This window comes from Paenibacillus sp. FW126-R14, assembly GCF_058789495.1.
In genome coordinates this window covers 204120-224682 of record NZ_JBYTBS010000002.1, presented here as the reverse complement: position 1 = coordinate 224682, position 20563 = coordinate 204120, and the positions used below count along the sequence as shown (strand labels likewise).

12 protein-coding genes are annotated in these 20563 nt (G+C 49.7%); all 12 read left to right on the top strand.

Annotated features, from left to right (window positions below; translation table 11 throughout):
- The first annotated feature begins 16 nt into the window (after positions 1-16).
- Positions 17-4129: a 3-keto-alpha-glucoside-1,2-lyase-like domain-containing protein gene (locus AC3WRW_RS02345; RefSeq protein ID WP_492544610.1), complete on the top strand. Its 4113-nt coding sequence runs from the start codon at positions 17-19 to the stop codon at positions 4127-4129.
- A gap of 477 nt (positions 4130-4606) precedes the next feature.
- Positions 4607-5626 (top strand): ABC transporter substrate-binding protein, encoded by a 1020-nt coding sequence (locus AC3WRW_RS02340; RefSeq protein WP_492544608.1) that lies wholly within the window; start codon positions 4607-4609, stop codon positions 5624-5626.
- A gap of 88 nt (positions 5627-5714) precedes the next feature.
- Entirely contained in the window at positions 5715-7247 is a 1533-nt protein-coding gene (locus tag AC3WRW_RS02335; protein WP_492544606.1) for a sugar ABC transporter ATP-binding protein, read from the top strand.
- Entirely contained in the window at positions 7219-8259 is a 1041-nt protein-coding gene (locus tag AC3WRW_RS02330) for an ABC transporter permease (RefSeq protein ID WP_492544605.1), read from the top strand. The genes AC3WRW_RS02335 and AC3WRW_RS02330 overlap by 29 nt, the downstream gene beginning before the upstream one ends.
- Complete coding sequence (gene yjfF / locus AC3WRW_RS02325) at positions 8243-9271, top strand: galactofuranose ABC transporter, permease protein YjfF (RefSeq protein WP_492544700.1); 1029 nt, start codon at positions 8243-8245, stop codon at positions 9269-9271. The genes AC3WRW_RS02330 and yjfF overlap by 17 nt, the downstream gene beginning before the upstream one ends.
- Positions 9272-9307: 36 nt before the next feature.
- A complete protein-coding gene (locus AC3WRW_RS02320; RefSeq protein ID WP_492544603.1) occupies positions 9308-11092 on the top strand; it encodes a sensor histidine kinase in 1785 nt (594 codons plus the stop codon).
- 11 nt (positions 11093-11103) lie between these two features.
- Positions 11104-12309 carry a response regulator transcription factor gene (locus AC3WRW_RS02315; RefSeq protein WP_492544601.1) on the top strand — a complete coding sequence of 402 codons (1206 nt, stop codon included), beginning with the start codon at positions 11104-11106 and terminating at the stop codon, positions 12307-12309.
- A gap of 1 nt (position 12310) precedes the next feature.
- Positions 12311-14206 (top strand): substrate-binding domain-containing protein, encoded by a 1896-nt coding sequence (locus tag AC3WRW_RS02310; RefSeq protein ID WP_492544599.1) that lies wholly within the window; start codon positions 12311-12313, stop codon positions 14204-14206.
- 156 nt (positions 14207-14362) lie between these two features.
- Positions 14363-16333, top strand: coding sequence for an ABC transporter substrate-binding protein (locus AC3WRW_RS02305; protein ID WP_492544597.1), 1971 nt, complete (start codon positions 14363-14365; stop codon positions 16331-16333).
- Positions 16323-17342 (top strand): FecCD family ABC transporter permease, encoded by a 1020-nt coding sequence (locus tag AC3WRW_RS02300; RefSeq protein WP_492544595.1) that lies wholly within the window; start codon positions 16323-16325, stop codon positions 17340-17342. The genes AC3WRW_RS02305 and AC3WRW_RS02300 overlap by 11 nt, the downstream gene beginning before the upstream one ends.
- Complete coding sequence (locus AC3WRW_RS02295) at positions 17335-18336, top strand: FecCD family ABC transporter permease (protein ID WP_492544593.1); 1002 nt, start codon at positions 17335-17337, stop codon at positions 18334-18336. Before AC3WRW_RS02300 ends, AC3WRW_RS02295 begins: the two co-directional genes overlap by 8 nt.
- Positions 18337-18785: 449 nt before the next feature.
- A complete protein-coding gene (locus AC3WRW_RS02290; protein WP_492544591.1) occupies positions 18786-20474 on the top strand; it encodes a helix-turn-helix domain-containing protein in 1689 nt (562 codons plus the stop codon).
- Positions 20475-20563: the final 89 nt, after the last annotated feature.

Sequence of the window (20563 nt, the reverse complement as noted above, 5' to 3'; positions counted from 1 at the left end):
AGAAAAGAGGTGTCCTGTGGTAAAAGGAAAAACAGTAATTGTCCAACTGCTTATTTTTGCCTTGTATTTGACCATGCTTTCCCCTTATCCGGTGCAAGCTGCGGAAATAGAAAAAATACCCGGTTATTTTGCAGATCATTTCGATACTATGAAAATCAACGATACATGGAATGCCATTGAAGGTCCGTGGACTATTGACTCCGGCAGACTTTCGGTTACGAAAGGGCAAGGCTATAAGGCGGTCTCCAACAAGGATGACTTGGGCGACTTCACCATGGAGTCTGATATTCGCGTGGCAGATCGCAACGGGGATGCCGGCCTGTTATTCAGGACAGTAAGCGCAACCCCGGGCGTTGATAATGTGCGAGGCTACTATGCAGGGCTTAGCGCGACCGGAACCGGAGCTGTCATGCTCGGCCGAATGAACAACAATTGGACGGAATTGAAGCGGGCGGCCGTCACGATTAACCCGAATACGGACTACCGTTTGAAGGTATCTGCCATAGGCAGCCAGATCAATGTGTATGTGAACGATGTGCTGGTTTTGCAGCAAACGGACAGCACGTATACGCAAGGCAAAGTTGGGGTTAGGATGTACAATTCCATACCGTCGTACGACAATATCGTGGTGAAATCGGTCGGAGGCGACATCTTGTTAGCGGACAATTTCGATACGCCGGTTGAGCAACCGATCGATCAATGGAACGTGGTCGATGGAAGCTGGAAAGTGCAATCGGGAGCCATCACGGTCAATAAAGGCGACGGTTACAAAATCATTGCCCAGCATGCGCAGTTCCAAGATATGACGCTGGAAAGCGATATTAAACTGCCAACCGACACAGGCACGGGAGATGCCGGATTGCTGTTCAAAACGCAAAGCGCAGCGCCCGGGGCGGATAATGTCAAAGGCTATTACGCCGGTTTAAGCGGAGACGGCAAAGTAACCCTTGGCCGTATGAACAATAACTGGACGCCTCTGAAGCAAGTGAAAGTTTTCGACAGTGTCGATCCGAATCGTTTCTATCACATGAAGATCGTCACTTATCAGGATGAGATTAAAGTGTATGTCAACGACTCACATACGCCTGTTCTCGCCTATACCGACGCTAGCCCGCAGAAATATACAAAAGGCGGGATCGGATTAAGAAGTTACCGTGCGCAAGCAAGCTACGATAATGTGATCGCAAGCGAATATGTGGTGCCGGATAAAGCATATGCCTCGCCTGTAGCGAACAAAGCTCCGCTTGTTCAAACGCCTTTTATCCCGCTGCCGCTTGGTTCGATCGAAGCAAAAGGGTGGCTGCTTAAGCAGCTCGAACTCCAGCGCGACGGAGCTACCGGATATGCAGAGGATTTGTACGGCGAGCTCAGTACGAATGCTGCTTGGCTTGGCGGCACGGCGCCGGACTCGGACTGGGAACGTCCGGTCTATTATTTGAAGGGCTTGGTCCCTCTTGCTTACACGCTGAAGGACCAAAATTTAATTGCCAAGTCGCAGAAATGGATTGAAGCCATTTTGGCCAGTCAGGAAGCCGATGGTTCTTTCGGGCCGAAAAGCAGTGACGATTGGTGGCCGCGCATGGTCGCGCTCTATGTCATGAAAGACTATTATGAAGCGACGAATGACGCTCGCGTGCTTCCTTTCATGACAAACTATTTCCATTATCAAGCTGCACAGCTGCCTGCCAGACCTTTGAGAGATTGGGGCAAAATGCGCGTCGGCGATAACATCGATACGGTGCTCTGGCTGTATAACCGGACAGACGACGCCTTTCTCTTGCAATTGGCGGATACGCTTGCCGGACAGGGCTACCCGCATACCGACATATTCACGGATGACGGGTTTCAAAATTTCGGCAATGACTTCCAGCCGACGCATACTGTGAATGTGAATGAAGCGATGAAGATGCCCGCCATTTACTATCAAAGATCGCATGACGCGAAAGATCGTGACGCGTTCCAAGCGGGTGTGAACAATTTGACCAAGCATACGCAGATTACGGGAATGCCTTCAGGTACGGAGATGCTGGCCGGCATCGCTTCTACGCAGGGCGTCGAGCTCTGTGCGATTACCGAACGCATGCAAAGCAATGAGGAAGCCGCCATGATTCTCGGAGATCCCCATATCGGAGACGCGCTTGAGAAAATTGCTTTCAATTCATTGCCTGGCGCCATGGATAAGAATTTGAAGCTGCATCAGTATTATTCTTTGCCTAATCAAGTGGAGAGCAATCTTGCGGATCATAATTTTAAACAGAACTATGATAACGGGATGATGCCTTCGCCGACGTCCGGCTTCCCTTGCTGTCGATTCAACATGCACATGGGCTGGCCGTATTTCGTGAAAAACATGTGGGCGGCAACGCCGGACGGCGGCCTGGGTGTCATTGCGTACGGACCGAGCCGCGTATCGACCAAAATTAAGAACGCGAACGTATCCGTGGAAGAAACAACAAATTACCCGTTTGAAGATCAAATCGGGTTTGAAGTGAGCACTTCGGAATCCGTAAGCTTTCCGCTCAAGCTAAGAATTCCCGCATGGGCGAATCAACCGACCGTGACGGTGAATGGCCAAGCGCAGCCGGCTGTGAAAGCCGGGGAATACGTCACGATTGACAGAACATGGGCGGCAGGCGATCGTGTCGTTCTAACAGTGCCGATGAAGCTGAAAACATCGACATGGGTCAACAATTCCGTCGGCATCGAACGCGGACCGCTCGTTTTCTCGCTTCAAGTTGAAGAAAATTGGCAGGTTGAGTCTAATCCGATTGCTGCCGTGCCAGGCTTTAATGCCGCAGGACTTGGCTTCAGTCAGTACCGTGTGCTGTCCAAGACGCCATGGAATTACGGGCTGTTAATTGACCGTGAACATCCGGAAAATTCCATTGAGGTCGTGCAAGGACCTATGCCGGAGAACCCCTTCATTCAAGCGACAAGTCCGGTCAAGCTGATTGCGAAAGCGAAGAAAATTCCGTCTTGGGGCAAATCAGCCAATAATGTAGAAGCATCGGAACCGCCGGTCGGTCCATTGCTCTCTTCGGAACCGACGGAGCATATTACCCTGGTTCCATTCGGAGCGGAGAACTTGCGGGTCAGCTATTTCCCTGAAGTGACCGAGAATGCCGATTCCGTCGCGTCCATCAAGTATGAGGCTGAACAGGCTGAGATATTCAAAGCGAAAGTGAATACGAACAACAGTTATGCTTCCGGCAACAGCTATGTCGGCGAAATTGACTATGTGGACAGCTATGTCAAGTTTGCCGATATAAAGGTTCCCTCAGCAGGTACGTATAACGTTGATGTTTGGTTTGCCAATGGCGGCGATTTTACGGCAGCGACAGGCAAAATCATCGTGAACGGCAAAGAACAAGCGATGAAGCTGCAAGGCACGAAGAGTTGGGGACGATTTATGGCCGTCCCGATGAAAGTCGAATTGAACGAGGGCTCCAACACGATCACGTTCATGAAAGGCACAGGATTCTACGAACTGGACTATATTGTCGTCAGACCGCTGCAGGCAGCAGCTCCGGAGCCAAATATTCCTGCATCAGCGACTTTGACGGGGGCAGCGGCTGTTCAGGCGAATGAGTCGTTTGATCTTGACCTCGGATTCGCGAACGTTACCGGCAGTGTGTACGCCGAGGATTTGACCATCACGTACGACCCTAATTTAATAGAGTATACAGGTGTGGAAGAGCTGAAAGATGGCATCAAGATCGTGGATAAAGCTGGGGCGCCCGGTCAAATTCGTTTCATTGTGGCCAATCTGGGGGCGGGAGCCGGGAATATCAATGACCGCCTGCTGAAGCTAAAGTGGAAAGTCAAATCAACTGCGCAGCCGGGCAGCACCAGCATCACAGTATCTAAAGCAATTCTGGCCGATGGGGCCGGGGTGGAAACCGGGCTCGAACGCGTTGTCCACAGTTTGCAAATCACAACCGTCACGTTCCCGGGTGATCTTAATGGAGACGGCAAATATTCCATTGCCGATTTAGGCATGGTGGCTGCTGCATACGGGAAGTCGTCCGCCGACGCAGATTGGGAAAAGTATAAAAAAGCAGATTTGAACAACGATAACAAAGTAGACATTATGGACTTGGCGATTATGGCACAAAAGATTTTAGAGTAAAATGACGAGGGGACGTTTTGGACTGACTGTGATGTATCAGTCCAAGACGTCCTTTTGGCGTTGCTGGGCGGGCGTGAGCGCAGCCTTTTCGGGTGCAGCGAGTGCCGGTTTCAAGGCAGCACGGGGCAATACGAGGCAACACGGGACAGTAGGGGAACTACAGGGCGTTATTTTGCCAGGTTCAGTCTTTTGAGCGGGGGAGTGGGAACTAGGGTCCGCTATTTCACCATTTTGGGCAGAATGGAGTCCCATTTCCCGAAATAAAGCCCTGTAGTTCCCCCTCCAACCCCCAAAATCCACTTTGTGTCCAAATAAGGGAATGGAGTTCCCATAAGGGTGCAGAGTCGAATGCATGGACTTCGCCATTTTCATCCAGTATGACGGAAAAAAGCAAAAAATGACTTTTGCGTGTAAAGACCTTCTTTGGCCCAACTATTACACTAAGGATGTAAATAATTATTTGGAGGAGGAACACAAATGGTACAAAGAAAAAAAGTCATGGGGGCACTTGTTACAGCTACGGTATTGATGTCACTGGTCGCAGGCTGCGGAGCCAAAACATCGGAAACGACAACGGCTTCAACAGCACCACAAGCAACAAAGGCGGCGGCAGGAGGCGGCAAAGTCGTCGTGGGCTTCTCGCAAATCGGAGCAGAGAGCGGCTGGCGCGGTGCGGAAACGCAATCGATTCAAGATACGGCGAAAGCTGATCCTACAATCGAATTGAAGTTCTCGGATGCGCAGCAAAAGCAAGAGAATCAAATTAAAGCCATTCGCTCCTTCATCGCTCAGAAGGTAGATGTGATCGCGATGGCACCTGTCGTGGAAACAGGCTGGGAAGCCGTTCTGAAAGAAGCGAAGGATGCGAAAATCCCGGTTATCCTCGTTGACCGCGGGATCGACAAAAAGAATGAAGACCTGTACACAAGCTTCATCGGTTCTGACTTTATTGTAGAAGGCCAAAATGCGGCAAAAGCCATGGCCGAGCATCTTGGAGATAAAGGAAATATCGTCGAGCTGGAAGGAACGGTTGGCGCGAGCGCGGCAACGGACCGCAAAAAAGGCTTTGACGACGAAATGAAAAATCATCCGAACATTAAAATCGTAAAATCCCAAAGCGGCGATTTCAACCGGGCAACAGGCAAACAAGTGATGGAAGCTATTTTGAAATCCCCGGAGGGCAAAGATATTCAAGGCGTGTATGCTCATAACGACGACATGGCGCTGGGCGCGATTCAAGCGCTTGAAGAAGCCGGCAAAAAACCAGGTTCAGAAGTAAAAATCGTTTCGATTGACGGGATTAAAGAAGCTTTCGAAGCTGTTAAAGCCGGTAAGCTGAACACGGTTGTTGAGTGTAATCCGCTGCTCGGGCCGCAATTGTTCCAAGCGGCAAAAGACCTGAAAGCAGGCAAACAGCTTCCAAAGTGGATTAAATCCAATGAAGATGTTTTCACAGGCCAAAAAGCGATTGACGCTCTGCCAAACCGCAAGTACTAAGATAAATAGACGATTTTTCAGCGAAATCAAGAGTCAATCGGAGCTCTTGATTTCGTTTCATCAAAGATAAATAAAGGAGTGGAGAGGAATGCAGCAGCCCGTATTAACGATGACTGGCGTTAGTAAATTTTTCCCCGGCGTCAAGGCTTTAACGAATGTGGATTTTCAGCTTAGAAGAGGAGAAATTCATGCTTTGATGGGACAGAATGGCGCAGGGAAATCCACCTTGATTAAAGTTTTGACAGGTGTGCATGAGAAGGATCAAGGCATCGTCGCCTTGAATGGCCAGATCGTACACATTAAATCGCCAAAAGATGCGCAAGCGTTAGGGATCAGCACGGTGTACCAAGAAGTAAATCTTTGTCCGAATTTATCCGTTTCGGAGAATCTGTTTATCGGCCGTCAACCGCGCAAACGCGGAGGAAGCATCGATTGGCCGCTTTTGAACGCCAAGGCGGAGGAGCTCATGGGACGGCTCAGTATCCAGCTGGACGTGTCAAAGCCGCTATCTGAATTTTCCGTAGCGATTCAACAGATGGTGGCTATTGCGCGAGCTGTAGACATCTCGTCCGGCTTGCTCATTCTGGATGAGCCGACGTCGAGTCTTGACCAGCAGGAAGTCAAGGAGCTCTTCCGGATTATGAGAAAGCTGAAAGATGAAGGAATGGCCATCGTATTCGTCACACACTTCATGGATCAAGTCTATGAGGTTTCCGATCGCATAACGGTGCTGAGAAACGGCGAGTTGGTAGGTGAGTATTTAACCGAAGATTTGCCGAGGATTGAGCTGATTTCCAAGATGATCGGCCGCGAATGGAATGACGAGGAGGCGCAAAGCAAAGTTGTCGGAATGAAGAAAGGCGAGGTGTGGGTATCCGCTCAGCAATTAGGACGCCGTGGTTCCATGGAGCCATTCGATATAACGATTCGCAAAGGAGAGGTATTAGGACTTGCAGGCTTGCTCGGATCCGGGCGCACGGAAATCGCCAAATTGATTTTTGGCATCGATAAGGCGGACGAGGGGGCAATGACGATCGATAATGATAAGATTCGTACGATGTTTCCGAAAAAAGCGATCGAATACGGCTTGGCCTTCTGTCCGGAGGAACGCAAAGTCGAAGGGATTATCGGCGAATTGACGGTGCGGGAAAATATTGTCTTGGCTCTGCAGGCCAAACGCGGCATTTTGCACAATTTATCGCTTCGCAAGCAGCAAGACATTGCAGAGCATTACATCAAGCTGTTAAGCATTAAGGCCTCGAGTATGGAACAAAGAATCGATCAGCTAAGCGGTGGCAATCAGCAGAAGGCGATATTGGCGAGATGGTTGGCTACGAATCCCAAGCTGCTCATCCTGGATGAACCGACACGCGGTATCGATGTAGGCTCCAAAGCCGAGATTCGCAAATTAATTTTATCCTTGGCAGCGGAAGGGATGACCATTTTGATGATTACATCGGAATGGGAAGAGATGGTCGGGTGCTGCGACCGCATTATGGTATTGCGGGATCGCCAAATTATTGGCGAATTGGCCGGCAATGAAATCGGCGAGCAACGAATTATGCAAATGATCGCAGAAGGAGGGGGCAACAATGATGCCGTTCATGAGCATGTTTCCTAATGCCATCCGCTCAAAGTTATTTTGGCCTGCCGTAGGAATTGCCTTAATCTTGATTTTTAATGCATTATTCACCCCGGGATTTTTCCATATTCGGATGCAAGACGGGCATTTATTCGGCAGCCTGATCGATATTTTAAACCGTGGGACGCCAATTCTCATCATTGCGCTGGGCATGACGCTTGTCATTGCGAAAGAAGGCATCGACATCTCGGTAGGCTCGGTGCTGGCGATTGCCGCTTCCTTGGCTGCATTTCTTCTGCAGAAGCATGTTCCGTTTGCGCTCGCTTTGCTGGCAGGGCTAGGTATAGGCGTTGTGTGCGGATACTGGAATGGTTTGCTCGTGGCTAAGTTGAAAATACAGCCGATGATCGCCACGCTGATTTTGTTGACGGTAGGGCGTGGTATCGCACAGCTGATCTCTGGCGGTAAAATCATTACGATTTCCGATAAAGCGTACCGTTTTGTAGGAGGAGGCTATTTGTTCGGTGTGCCTTTTGCCGTTATTTTGGCGGTCGTCGTTTTTGTCGTTTTACACGTCATCACACGGAAGACCGCGTTCGGATTGTTTCTGGAGTCGGTTGGGGCCAACCGGATATCCAGCGAGTTCGCCGGCATCAATTCCACACGGATCATGATCTCCGTCTATGTCATTTGCGGGTTTTGCGCAGCTCTTGCCGGCATAATTGTCTCCTCGAACATTACAGGAGCCGATTCCAATAATGCGGGATTATGGTTTGAGCTGGATGCGATACTGGCCGTTGTCATCGGGGGAACCTCCATGCGTGGCGGACGTTTCTACCTGGGCGGGACCGTATTAGGCGCGCTGTTTATTCAAACTTTAACGACGACTATTTATACGCTGGGTGTTCCATCGGAATCTGTCATGGTCGTGAAAGCCGTCGTAATTATCCTTGTCAGTCTAGTCCAATCGGATGCATTAAGAGAGATGTTGAGCCGTACGTTTAGCAAAAAAATGGAGAAGAAGGTGCTTGTCAATGAAACTGCCGCTTAAAATAACGTCCTCGAACATCACCATTCTAGCCACGATTCTGTTGTTCATTTCGTTATATGGAACAGGGTCTGCGATGTTTGACAGCTTTTTTTCCATTCAAGTATTTCTAAATTTGTTTGTCGACAATGCGTTTCTGATTATCGTAGCGACTGGCTTGGCTTTTGTCATTGTAACGGGAGGCATTGATCTTTCCGTCGCTTCATTAATTGCGCTAGTCAGTGTGCTGTCCGCCGTCATGCTAAGAGCCGGGATTCATCCATTCGTTGTCATGCCGAGCGTACTGCTGCTGGGCACGGTATTTGGCTTATTGCAGGGGTATCTCATCTGCCGGTTTCATATTCATCCGTGGATTGTCACGCTCGGCGGCATGTTTTTGGCACGGGGTACGTGCTTTCTGATCAGTCCCGAAAGCATTGTCATCGATCATCCGATTTACAGCGCCATATCCAACTTCAGAATACCAATGCCGGGGGAAGGGTCTATTTCCATCGGTGTCGTCATTGCCCTTGTAACGGTTGCGGCAGCTGTTTACATTTCAAGATATACGGCATTCGGGCGAAATGTATATGCGATTGGCGGGAATGAGAAATCTGCCGAACTAATGGGTCTTCCTGTGTATGCAACGAAATTAGCGGTTTATACGCTAAGCGGCTTTTGTTCGGCGCTAAGCGGCATTGTGTTTACATTTTACATGCTGTCCGGCTATGGTCTTCATTTGATGGGAGGCGAGATGGACGCAATTGCTGCGTGTGTGATCGGCGGTATCCTGCTGACAGGCGGATTTGGTTACTTCATAGGTCCCATGCTTGGCGTACTAAGCGCCGGAGTTATCCAAACGATGATTATGTTTCAAGGCTCGTTAAGCTCGTGGTGGACGAAAATCGTCATCGGCTTCCTCTTGTTTGCCTTTATCGCCCTGCAGCGGGTTATCGTGTCAAGAAGGGAAAGAAAGCGGAATCCGCACATGCCAAAAAAAACCAAAAGTTCCGTCCCCAATATAGTTCAGCTATGATATTATAAGTACGAATAAAGGAAGAGGAGGATCGCAGTGAGGGCATATCTTCGTTGGTGGCATGACCGCAGCATTCGGTTTAAACTGAACTGCATCTTTCTCTTAATTATTCTGATTTCCATTCTTACCCTAAGCTTTTGGGGAATTCGGACGTACAGTAAGTATTCGGAAAATCAGGCGGACCAAAGCACGCTTCAAATGATTCATCAAGTAGAAAGCAATGTGGATTACTATATCGATCATCTCAAAGATGTGCTCTATTACATAAGCCAGGATTCCGAAGTTGAGAAGTTCATGCAGATGAATGAACTGGAGATCACGGAGGAAGAAGTTTCCCGGATCGACAAAACGTTGTCCATGTATACCGAACGCAACAAGGAAATCATGGGGATTATGCTGGTCAATAAAAGCGGTGCTTTCACATCGCATGATATGAACCGGATTACGCGTGATTCGCTGGTCGAGGAAAGCTGGTTTCAGGATGCGGTCAAGGCCCCTTCCGAAACGATGATTATTAGCAATCCGATAGGCCGCAACGTCTCAACTTCTCAAAACTACAGTTCATACGATGTGCTGTCGCTCGTGCATGCCGTGGCAGATCCCCAAACGAAAGAAGTGACGGGAGTCGTTCTGATGGATCTCAGAATGGATATGATTAAATCCATTTTCGAAAATGTGAAGCTGGGCAAATCGGGATTTATGTACATCTTGGATCACAACGGCAATATTGTGTATGCTCCAACGAACGATATTGTGTACCGCATTCAAGGAAAATGGCTGCCGGACGGTTCGCAAGGGAGCGTGACGCAGCAAATTAAAGGCCATGCTTACCGCATTTTGTTTAACGATTCCGAAACCAATAAGTGGAGGTTCATTGGCGTTATCCCCAATGACGATTATCAGCGGGTCATCACGGATATTCAGCTGTATACCTTTATCGTTACGTTTATAACGATTCTCTTGGCAGCGCTTTTATCCGCTTATTTTACAGGCACATTAATCCGTCCTATCCGTAAGCTGATGAGTTTGATGAGCAAGGTGAAGAACGGCGAGCTTAATCAGCGTTTTGTTGCCGAAACCAAAGATGAGATCGGACAGCTGGGAAACAGCTTTAATCATATGCTGGAGGAAATTAACAATCTGATTAATGTGGTCTATATGGAGCAGAAAAAAAAGCGGGAAGCTGAGCTGCAGGTGCTTCAAGCCCAGATCAAACCGCATTTTCTATATAATACGTTGGATACGATCGGCTGGATGGCCCAAGAATATGAAGCCGACGATATCATTGAAGTGATCGGGGCGCTTACGAATCTGTTCCGGATCGGCTTGAATCGCGGAAACGAGTGGATTCCGGTGCGGGACGAGGTGAAACACGCCGAGAGCTATATGATTATTCAGATGTCCCGCTATATGGATAAATTAGATTTTAAGTTTGACATTCCGGAGCATTTATATCATTACCATGTCCTGAAGCTCATTTTGCAGCCTTTGATAGAAAACGCGATTTATCATGGGATTAAGGCAAGAACGGGCAAAGGGAAAATCAGCATTTCCGCCAAGCAAGAGCTCGATATGATTTGTTTTCGCATCATGGATGACGGGGCTGGCATTCCGCCGGAGAAGCTGGAGGAAATCAACCAAATTCTACGCGGCGAGAAAATGCGCGAGGATCACTACGGCATTGGCTTGTTCAATGTAAACGAGCGGATACAACTCACTTATGGAACCGCTTTCGGAATCCAAATATACAGTGAGCTCGGTAAAGGGACAACGGTTGAAATCAAGCATCCAATGGTGCAAGCAATGAAAAAGTCAGGTTGAGGTGACGAATCATGTGGAAACTAATGATCGCAGACGATGAACCGCGCATTCGAAACGGCCTTTGTAAGACGCTGCCATGGGCTGACATGGGCATTGAGGTTGTTGCTGAAGCAGAGAATGGCAAAGAAGCATTGGAAATTGCGGCTTCCGCTTGTCCTGATCTGATGTTTGTGGATATTAACATGCCATTTATGAACGGTCTCGAATTGATGGAGAAATTGCAAACGCAAAATCCGAATTGCTTGGTGATCGTCATCTCCGGCCATGATGAGTTCGCGTATGCCCAGCAAGCGGTTAGGCTCAACGCCTTTGATTATTTGCTAAAGCCTGTGCAAAAAAAGGAGCTGGGCGCAGCAGTAAACAAAGCAATAGACGTGTTGACGAAGGATCGCGTGGAACAAAAGCATACCCAGTGGATGAACCAGAAACTGGAGTTCAACGCTCTGACTATGCGCGAAGAGTTTTTTAGCAAATGGATCACCGGAAAGCTTGCGAAGGAACAGTTTGAGGAAGAATGGCTGTTTTTTCAGCCGCAGTTTCATGGGAAAATCAGCATGCTGTTGTTGAAGCCGCTCGGCAAAATGACCGCCAATGCGCCGAATAAGATGTGGGATCCGCCTTTGCTCGAGTTCGCGATCAAAAACATTTTAACTGAAATGCTGCCGCAGCTTCCTGTGTCTGTCATTTTCAGCGTGGAAAAAGGACGGATTGCCGCCCTGACGCAAATTTCAGACTTAGCTGGCATTCGCACTATTTATCAGGAGTTTGAACGCACGGTGATGACTTATTTGGGAGTCAGCCTGCTTCTGACCCATACGGTTGTCGAGCAGCTTGAGCATGTGCCAAGGCATTATGAAGACCTGCATCAGGAACTCCTTCGTGAAAGCGCTTTGACCCCTATTGTGATGATGACGAAGAAGTATTTGGAAACTTATTATTATAAGGAGGATTTATCATTATCCGAGGTGGCTGAGCAGATGAACGTGAATGCGACGTATTTAAGCAAATTGTTAAAAAGAGACTTGGGAAAATCGTTCGTCGACTGCCTCACCGACATTCGCATTAAGAAAGCCATTCAATATCTGAATGATCCCACGTCCAAAATTTACGAGATCGCGCAGAAAGTCGGCTACCAATCTCAGCACTATTTTAGCCATACGTTCAAAAAAATGACTGGCGTATCGCCTCTGGAATATAGAAAACGTGGAGACTACTAGGATGAAGGTTCCTTCCAAAATAGGTTTCATATGGCTGCTTGTTTTCAGCTTGATTGGCCTGGTTGTGGTCATGCTCGTCGCAAGCCTGCTGCACCTTAAAGCGGTAAAAGATGAACCTTATTTCTTAATCGGCATCAGCCAGCCGAACTTGAATGAACCACGGCAGCTGTTAATGAACAATGAAATTCGCAAGGAAGCGGAAAAGCATAAAAACGTTAAACTGATTTTTACGGATGCGGCGGAAAACAGCGAGAAGCAGGTTCACGATGTACAAAAGCTGATGAAATACGGCATCGATCTGCTTATTATTTCGCTGAATGATTCCGAGAAGCTGACGCCTATCGTGACGGAGGTTTATAAGGAAATTCCGGTTATCGTTCTCGGGCGCGGTGTGACCGGCTATGATTACTCGCTGTTTATCGGGTCTGACAATTTAGCGATCGGAAAAAAATCAGGCAAATTGGCTGCTGATTTGCTCGGCGGTTCTCCGGCCGACATTGTGGAAATAAAAGGGGCCGTCAGCACGAAATCCGTTGAAGAGACCAGCCGTGGTTTCCGGGATTATTTGTCTCACTCCCCTTTTATTACAGTGAACAGAGTGGTTGTCGGCGACTGGCAGCGGGATCGGGCCGAGGATGAGTTAAGGCGTATTTTGCCCAACTCTCCGGGAGTTAAGCTTGTATTTGCGCATAGTGACGCTATGGCGCTAGGGGCTTACCGGGCGATTGACGCACTAGGCTTGCATGATGTGCAAATTATCGGCATCGATGGGCTGGACACCCTGAACGGAGGATTCGATCTAGTCAAACAAGGCGTTCTGAGCGGTACGGTGACTAGTCCGACTGGGGGAAGGGAGTCGATTCAATACGCGCTCGATATCCTGAACCGTGAGAAAGTGATCCCGAAAAAAATCATTCTGCGCAGTCATCTGATTACTCCCAAGAATGCCAGGGAAGTTGAGGCAACGAGCGATCCGGGCCTCAAGCAGGCGGCTTCCCGCATGGATGTGAACACGAAAAAGATGAAGCTTGGCGTAGCCGTCGTAGGCTCGGAAAGCAGCTGGCGGGCAGCGAACACGGAATCGATCAAATCTGCGGCCGGCCAAGACCTCGGCATCGAGCTCATCATGCAGAACGCGGAAGGCAGTCAGGACAGGCAAATCGAGATCATTCGCAGTTTTATCCGGCAGAAGGTGGATGTCATTGCTTTCACGCCAATTGTAGAGACTGGCTGGGACGAAGTTTTGGCGGAAGCGAAGGCAGCCGGCATACCGGTCATGCTGAGCGACCGGAAAGTGAAAGTCGAAGACGACTCCTTGTGGACTACGTTCATCGGCTCGGATTTTGTTGAAGAGGGACGGCGAGCGGCCAGATGGGTTGTCGAGCACAAGCCGGCGGAGGGTGGAGAAACGAAGATTGTGGAGCTTCAAGGCACCGCAGGTTCTGCACCGGCCATTGAGCGCCGGCAAGGATTTGAGGAGGTGCTTTCCCAGAACGCCGCATTTCAGGTCATAGCTTCGGAAATCGGCGATTTCACGATGGAAAGCGGTCAAAAGCTAATGGGCAAAGTGCTTCAGCAGGGCATGAAGCCGCAGGTTGTTTTTGCCCATAATGACGATATGGCGCTTGGCGCGATTAAGGCGATTGAACAGGCGGGCTTGAAGCCGGGCAAAGACGTTATCGTCATTTCCGTGGATGCTACGAAGCTTGCTTTCCAAGCTATGTTGGCAGGAAAGCTGAACATGTCGGTAGAATGCAATCCCCTGCTGGGTCCGCAAATTATTAAAGCCGCCAAAGACCTTGTCGCAGGGAAGGAAATTCCGGTGAATATCATTACAGCGGAAAGCATTTTCTCCCAGGAAACGGCGAAGCGGGATGTTTCTACGCGTAAGTATTGATACCTGCTTGGCGGTGTTTCAATTGAAACCTAGCGATCTTTCGCTAGGTTTTTGTGCGTAACAAGAACGATCCACAAATGATAATGAGAATTATTTTCAATTGTGATAAGATAGGGCTAATAGATAGATAGTTAGATAGAAAGGAATGACCGATTTATGAGAATTAGCGACCATATTGTTTTGTGGAATCATGTTCTCATCAAAGTATTAGATGTTCGGCGCATGCTGCTGGGGCCTGGCGAAGTGATGCGCGGATATCGCGTGCCGACAAGCGCTTTTCTGTATGTCATCAGGGGCAGTGCCGAACTGTACATTGACGGAAGCGAAAGCCGTATGCCGAGATTCCATGTTCTGCACGTCGGGAAAGGGATTGTTCTCGACATTACGGCGGAGGAGCAGCTGGAATATTTCATGGTGCTGTACAAGGCGACACTGCCGCTTCCGAACCGATACGAGCTGGTTAATCTGATGGAGCGGGAGAATCCCTTCCTGCTGCGCTACAGTTTGTCGCCTAAGTTTCCGATCTCTTGGCTGCAGAAGCTGGAGCATATGCATCAAATATGGCAGGCACCCAGCCCGCTTGATAAATTCAAGGTGAAGACGCTCTTCTATCAATTGCTTTACGAACTGGTGGAGCAGCTGCACGAACAAGGGGTGGACGTCATCCGTCCCGATCTCGTCAGCCAAGCTGTTTATTATATGGAAGAGCATTATCAAGAAGCGGTGACGCTGGAGGCGCTGGCTGAAACGCTGGAATGTACGTCCAGACAGCTGCTTCGTTTGTTTAAGAACCAGATGGATACAAGCCCGATTGACTATTTGATCGGACTGCGGATGAACAAGGCCAAGGCACTTCTCGTCTATACGGACAAAACGCTGAAAGAGATCTCGGAGCATGTCGGCTACGCAGACAGTTACTATTTCAGCCGGATTTTTAAGAAGCAGGAGGGCGTCTCTCCCAAAAGATTCAAAGAGTCTTATGCCCGGGACTGGTGTCGAAATAATCCATTCCCGCTGTCCAAATATCCCATTGTTGAAGGTGGGCTTAGACGCTATAGTAGTAATGGTTATGAGAATCATTATCACTATAGAGAAGAGGGAGATTCACAGATGTATAAGAAGACAAGAGCCTGGATGACTGCCATGGTCGTCATCTGTTTCACATTACTGCTCAGCGCCTGTTCCACGGGGTCAACGGCTACGCCGACCACAGCAAGCGGCGCGACGCCGGTCCCGGCCGTTAGCAGCTCACCGACCGCTGCCGCGAATACGGAAGCCGATGCTCCGCGGGTCATTAAACACGCAATGGGCGAAACGACGATCAAGGGGACGCCATCTCGCATTGTTATCCTGACGAATGAGGGGACGGAAGCTCTGCTCGCGGTAGGCGTTAAGCCTGTAGGAGCCGTTATGTCCTGGCTTGGCGAACCCTGGTACGACCATATCAAGAACGATATGCAGAATGTAACCGTCGTCGGGGATGAATTGCAGCCGAATCTTGAACTGATTGCCAGCTTGAAACCGGATTTGATTATCGGGAATAAAGTGCGGCAGGAGAAAATTTACGATCAACTGAAGCAAATTGCTCCTACGGTATTCGCAGCTGATTTGGTTGGGGATTGGAAAATCAACTTCAAGCTGTACTCAGAGGCGGTAAACAAGAAGGATGAAGGCGAGAAAGCGATGGCCGCTTTCGACAAGCGCGTAGCGGAAGTGAAAGCGAAGCTTGGCAGCAAGGCGGCTACGAAGGTTTCATTGGTGCGTTTCTCGGCGTCGCAGGTGCGCATTTATCAGAAGCAGACATTCGCCGGCGTACTGCTCGGCCAACTGGGTGTCGCGCGTCCCGAGTCGCAGGACAAGGATGCTTTCATTGAAGTTTTGAATAAAGAAAATATCGCCAAAATGGATGGGGACGTCCTGTTCTACTTCGTCACGGAAGCGAAAGGGAAGACAGATGCCGCGAATGTGGTGAAGGAATGGACGAATGATCCGTTATTTAAAAACTTGAATGTAACGAAAAACAATAAAGTGATTCAAGTGGATGAAGGCATTTGGAACTCCGCAGGCGGATACAAAGCCGCCAACCTGCTGTTGGATGAATTGATCAAGTATTTCGATGTCAAATAACACGGCTGCCTTACTTCACACACGCAAAAGCAAGATGATGGCATTGACGGCGGGAGCCCTGTTGCTGCTCGTGCTCGCCGCAGTGAGCGTTCTATTGGGGGAGCAAACATTCGGGCTTGACGATTTGTGGGCGAGTTACAGCCATTTCAATGGATCGAACGAGCATTTGATACTTAGGACGTCCCGGGTGCCGCGGGTTCTGGTCGCGGCTGCCGTAGGCGCTTGTCTCGCCGTAGCGGGCGCCGTCATGCAAGTGTTGACGCGAAACCCGCTCGCTTCGCCTTCCGTATTCGGCATCAATGCCGGCGCATCGCTATTCATCGTGATCGGGCTGGTCCTTTACGGATCGGCCCTTACGATGAATAAAATGATTTGGATCGCTTTTGCCGGCGCGCTGTTCGTTTCGATCTGCGTCTACGCCATGGCGATGCGGGGCAGCTGGTTCGAACCGGTCAAGCTGACGTTAGCTGGCGCAGCGATGGGTGCTTTTGCCTCGTCGATCACGTCAGGCTTGATTCTGATTAACAAGCAGTCGCTGGATGCGGCCTTGTTCTGGATGATCGGGTCCGTCTCCGGGAGGAAATTGGACCATTTGCTGTCCGTAGCCCCCTATATGGCGATTGGCTTAGGCTTGTCGCTGCTTTTGTCAGGCTCCCTCAACATTATGATGTTGGGCGAGGAAAGTGCAAGGAGCCTGGGTCAGCGCGTGACGCTCGTGCGGCTGCTGTCGGCGCTCGCCGTCGTGCTGCTCGCGGGGAGTTCGGTGTCGGCTGCCGGTCCGATCGCATTTGTCGGGCTGATCGTTCCACACCTGTGCCGGGCGCTGATCGGCCATGATCACCGGTGGCTGCTGCCTTGCTGCGCATTAAGCGGTGCCGTGCTGCTCGTCGCCGCGGATCTTGCTGCGCGTTTCGTCTTGATGCCTAAGGAGGTGCCCGTTGGGATCGCCACGGCGATGCTGGGCGTTCCCTTTCTGATCCATGCGGCAAGGAGGAAGGCGAATGACTAACTCACGCTCGGCAAGATCGGCTTTGATCCTTCTCAGTTTGCTTCTCGCGATGATCGTGCTTTCCATGGTCTGCCTCTCCGTCGGCAGCGTAAGCATTCCGATGAAGGAAGTCTTTCGCTCGTTGACGGGACAGAATCCGGGCAGCTCAGAGCTGATTCTGCTGAAATTCCGGCTGCCGCGAATTCTTGCCGCGGTCTTGATCGGGGCGGCGCTGGCCGTATCGGGCGCCCTGCTGCAGGGGGTGATTCGGAATCCGCTCGCTTCGCCGGACATTCTGGGCGTCACCGGCGGCGCGTCGGCAGCGGCTGTTGCTTTCATGACATTGTTCACCGGCTACAGCGTTCATTGGATCCCGGTTGTTGCGATAATAGGAGCGCTTCTTGCGGTCCTGATCAATTATACCCTTGCCTGGAAGCGGGGAGTGTCGACCTATAGACTGGTGCTCATCGGGATCGGCCTCTCTACCGCGATGGCGGCGCTTACCCTGTTTCTGCTCATTAGCGGGCCGGCTTACTTGGCGGCTCAAGTGTTAAACTGGATGACGGGCAGCATCTACGGAACAAGCTGGAAGTATGTGCAGATCATTTTTCCGTGGATTGCCATCTTTATCCCACTCTCCCTCCTGTATGCGAAGGAGCTGACGATTCAGACATTAGGCGAACCGACGGCTATCGGACTTGGGAGCCGTCTTCAAGTTACCCGAGTCATGGTGCTGCTCTACAGCGTAGCGCTTGCCGGTGCGGCCGTCGGGGTGGCGGGGATGATTTCATTCCTCGGCCTCATGGCCCCCCACATCGCTCGCAGACTCGTAGGCAACTCGTACTCGCTCGTGATTCCCGCTGCGGCTTTAATCGGCGCGATTCTGCTTCTGCTGGCCGATCTGGCCGGACGCATGCTGTTCATGCCGCTTGATATACCGGCAGGGGTATTTACGGCAGGTATTGGGGCGCCGTTCTTCCTATATTTATTGTTCAAACGCAAGCCGGTTCATTGAAGAGGGTTTGATGTGTTAGCTGAGACGTTGTTTTTCAGCGTTAAAGTAACGGCGGACTGGGAGGCCCTTATTCGATGGAAAAGAACCACTTCCAACATGTAGCGGACACCAACGCTGTTATGTGCTCACTGGGGGACTGATTTTTCAACAAAATGGGCAAATAAGGACTCTGGTGTCCGTCCGCAGAGAGACACGACGCTTGTCGCGAAAATAACGGCCGCTGTGTCCGAAGCGTGATGAGAAAGATGACTCTTTCAACCGAATCAGGGTGAGTGAAAGCTCCCAGCGCTCCAACATACGAGTTAAGACAAGGACCTAGCCACTGGCTAGGTTCTTCTTATTGTTTTCGCCTCCAACAAACATGACTGAGAATTTCTGGATCAGCGAAAAAAAATGTTTTGTGTTATATTATTATGAGAATGGTTATCATTTGCGCGGGAGGGACTCGGATGAATCGTGATTCGGACCACGAACTGTATTTACAAGGAACATTGCTTGAGCTGATCAAGCTTGAAATTATAACCGATTTAGCGGAGTGGAAACGAACGGCGGAGGAAGTTGCTCATCACACGCTGCTCTTTTTTGTTAAGACGGTAGGTCAGCTTCAAATCAATCAGACGGAGGTTCAACTGCATGGCAAAACGCTGTGTTTGCTGCTTCCCGGCATGAGCGTCCAAGCGTTGAACTTGTCGGGCAATGCGAACAGCGTGATCTATCAGCTGGAATTCAATCTGTTTCGAATTGCAGAGAATACGCAAGCGCGTAAGGTTTTTGAGCGGGAGAAGCAATTTCCCATTCACGGAGCTCTTCAAACGGATACACTGCTTTTTCAACGAAAAATGCAGCTGCTTGCCTCCGCATGCGGGGATTCAAGTGTAAGAGAGCACTTGCGTCAGCAATATTTGTACGAACTAGTAGCGTTGATTCTAAAAGATCAGCCGCGTCTGGACACGGCGCCGAAGGATGCCGATGCCTCGATTCAGCTTACGATTCAATACATGCAGGATGCTTACCATTCAGATATCAATCTGGACAAGCTGGCGGAGATTGCAGGCATGCATCCTGCTTATTATTCGCAGCGTTTTAAGCAAAAAATGAATAAATCGCCGATCGAATTTCTTACTCAAGTTCGCATGAACAAGGCAAAGGAAATTTTGCTTGTATCCGCGCCGCAGATACGGGATTTGAGCGGACGGGTAGGCTATCGCGATGAATTTTATTTTAGCCGGCGCTTTAAAGAGAACTGCGGGTATGCTCCCACGCAATATGCGAACGAGCCCTTAACCAATATTGTTTCGCTATCTTACCCTTATACGGATCACTTGCTGACGCTGGGGATTGTTCCGAGCGCAGCCCAATTCCACCATGAAAAGTATTTGCAGGCTGAAACGACTTCGTTGACTTTGCCGCTGCACGCCGCAGACTCCTGGGAAATAGGCAGAAAAGCTTTCCTGGAAGCGAAGCCGGGACTTATCCTTTGCAAAGAGAATGTGCTACTGAAAGCGAGAGAGCATATTGGCGACATCGCTCCTATTATTTCGGTACCTTGGGCATCGCAGGATGTCTTTGAGCATCTGGAAGAAATAGCTGGGATCGTAGGCCGCAGACAGGCAGCCAAAGATTGGATCGAGCTCCATACATACAAGGCCGAGAAGGCCGGGAAACGAGTGAAAAAGACGTTCGGAAGCCCAACGGTTGCTATTTGCCGCATGATGAACACGGAAATGAGATTGTATGGCGCCAGAAATGTGGGGCATGTTTTTTACCGGTCTTTACAGTTGTCGCCTCCAAGTCGAATTGCCCGGGAAATTAATCAGCACAGCGAAGGTACCTATTTCAATTGGCTGAGGGTAACGCCGGAGGATATGAACCAGTATGAATCGGACTATGTCATCTTCTTGAATTCGACCAGGCAATCCTCGGCAAAGCTTCAGCATCAGATTATGACGGATCCGGTTTGGCTGCGTCATCCGGCCATTAGGCAGGGGCGATATTTCATGCTCCATTGGGATGAATGGATGGTCTATGCGCCGCAAGCGATTGGACAGCTTCTGGAAAAGGCGGTATCCATGCTAAGCGGAACTTCATTGAAGCAGAATTCCCCAACCAATGCGAATCTGAAAATAATCCAAGGATAAAATCTATAAATATGTCATGGACGAAAGCAAGAGAGATTTCTATAATGAATTTATTGATAATGATTATCAGTATTAATGAGGGGTATGAA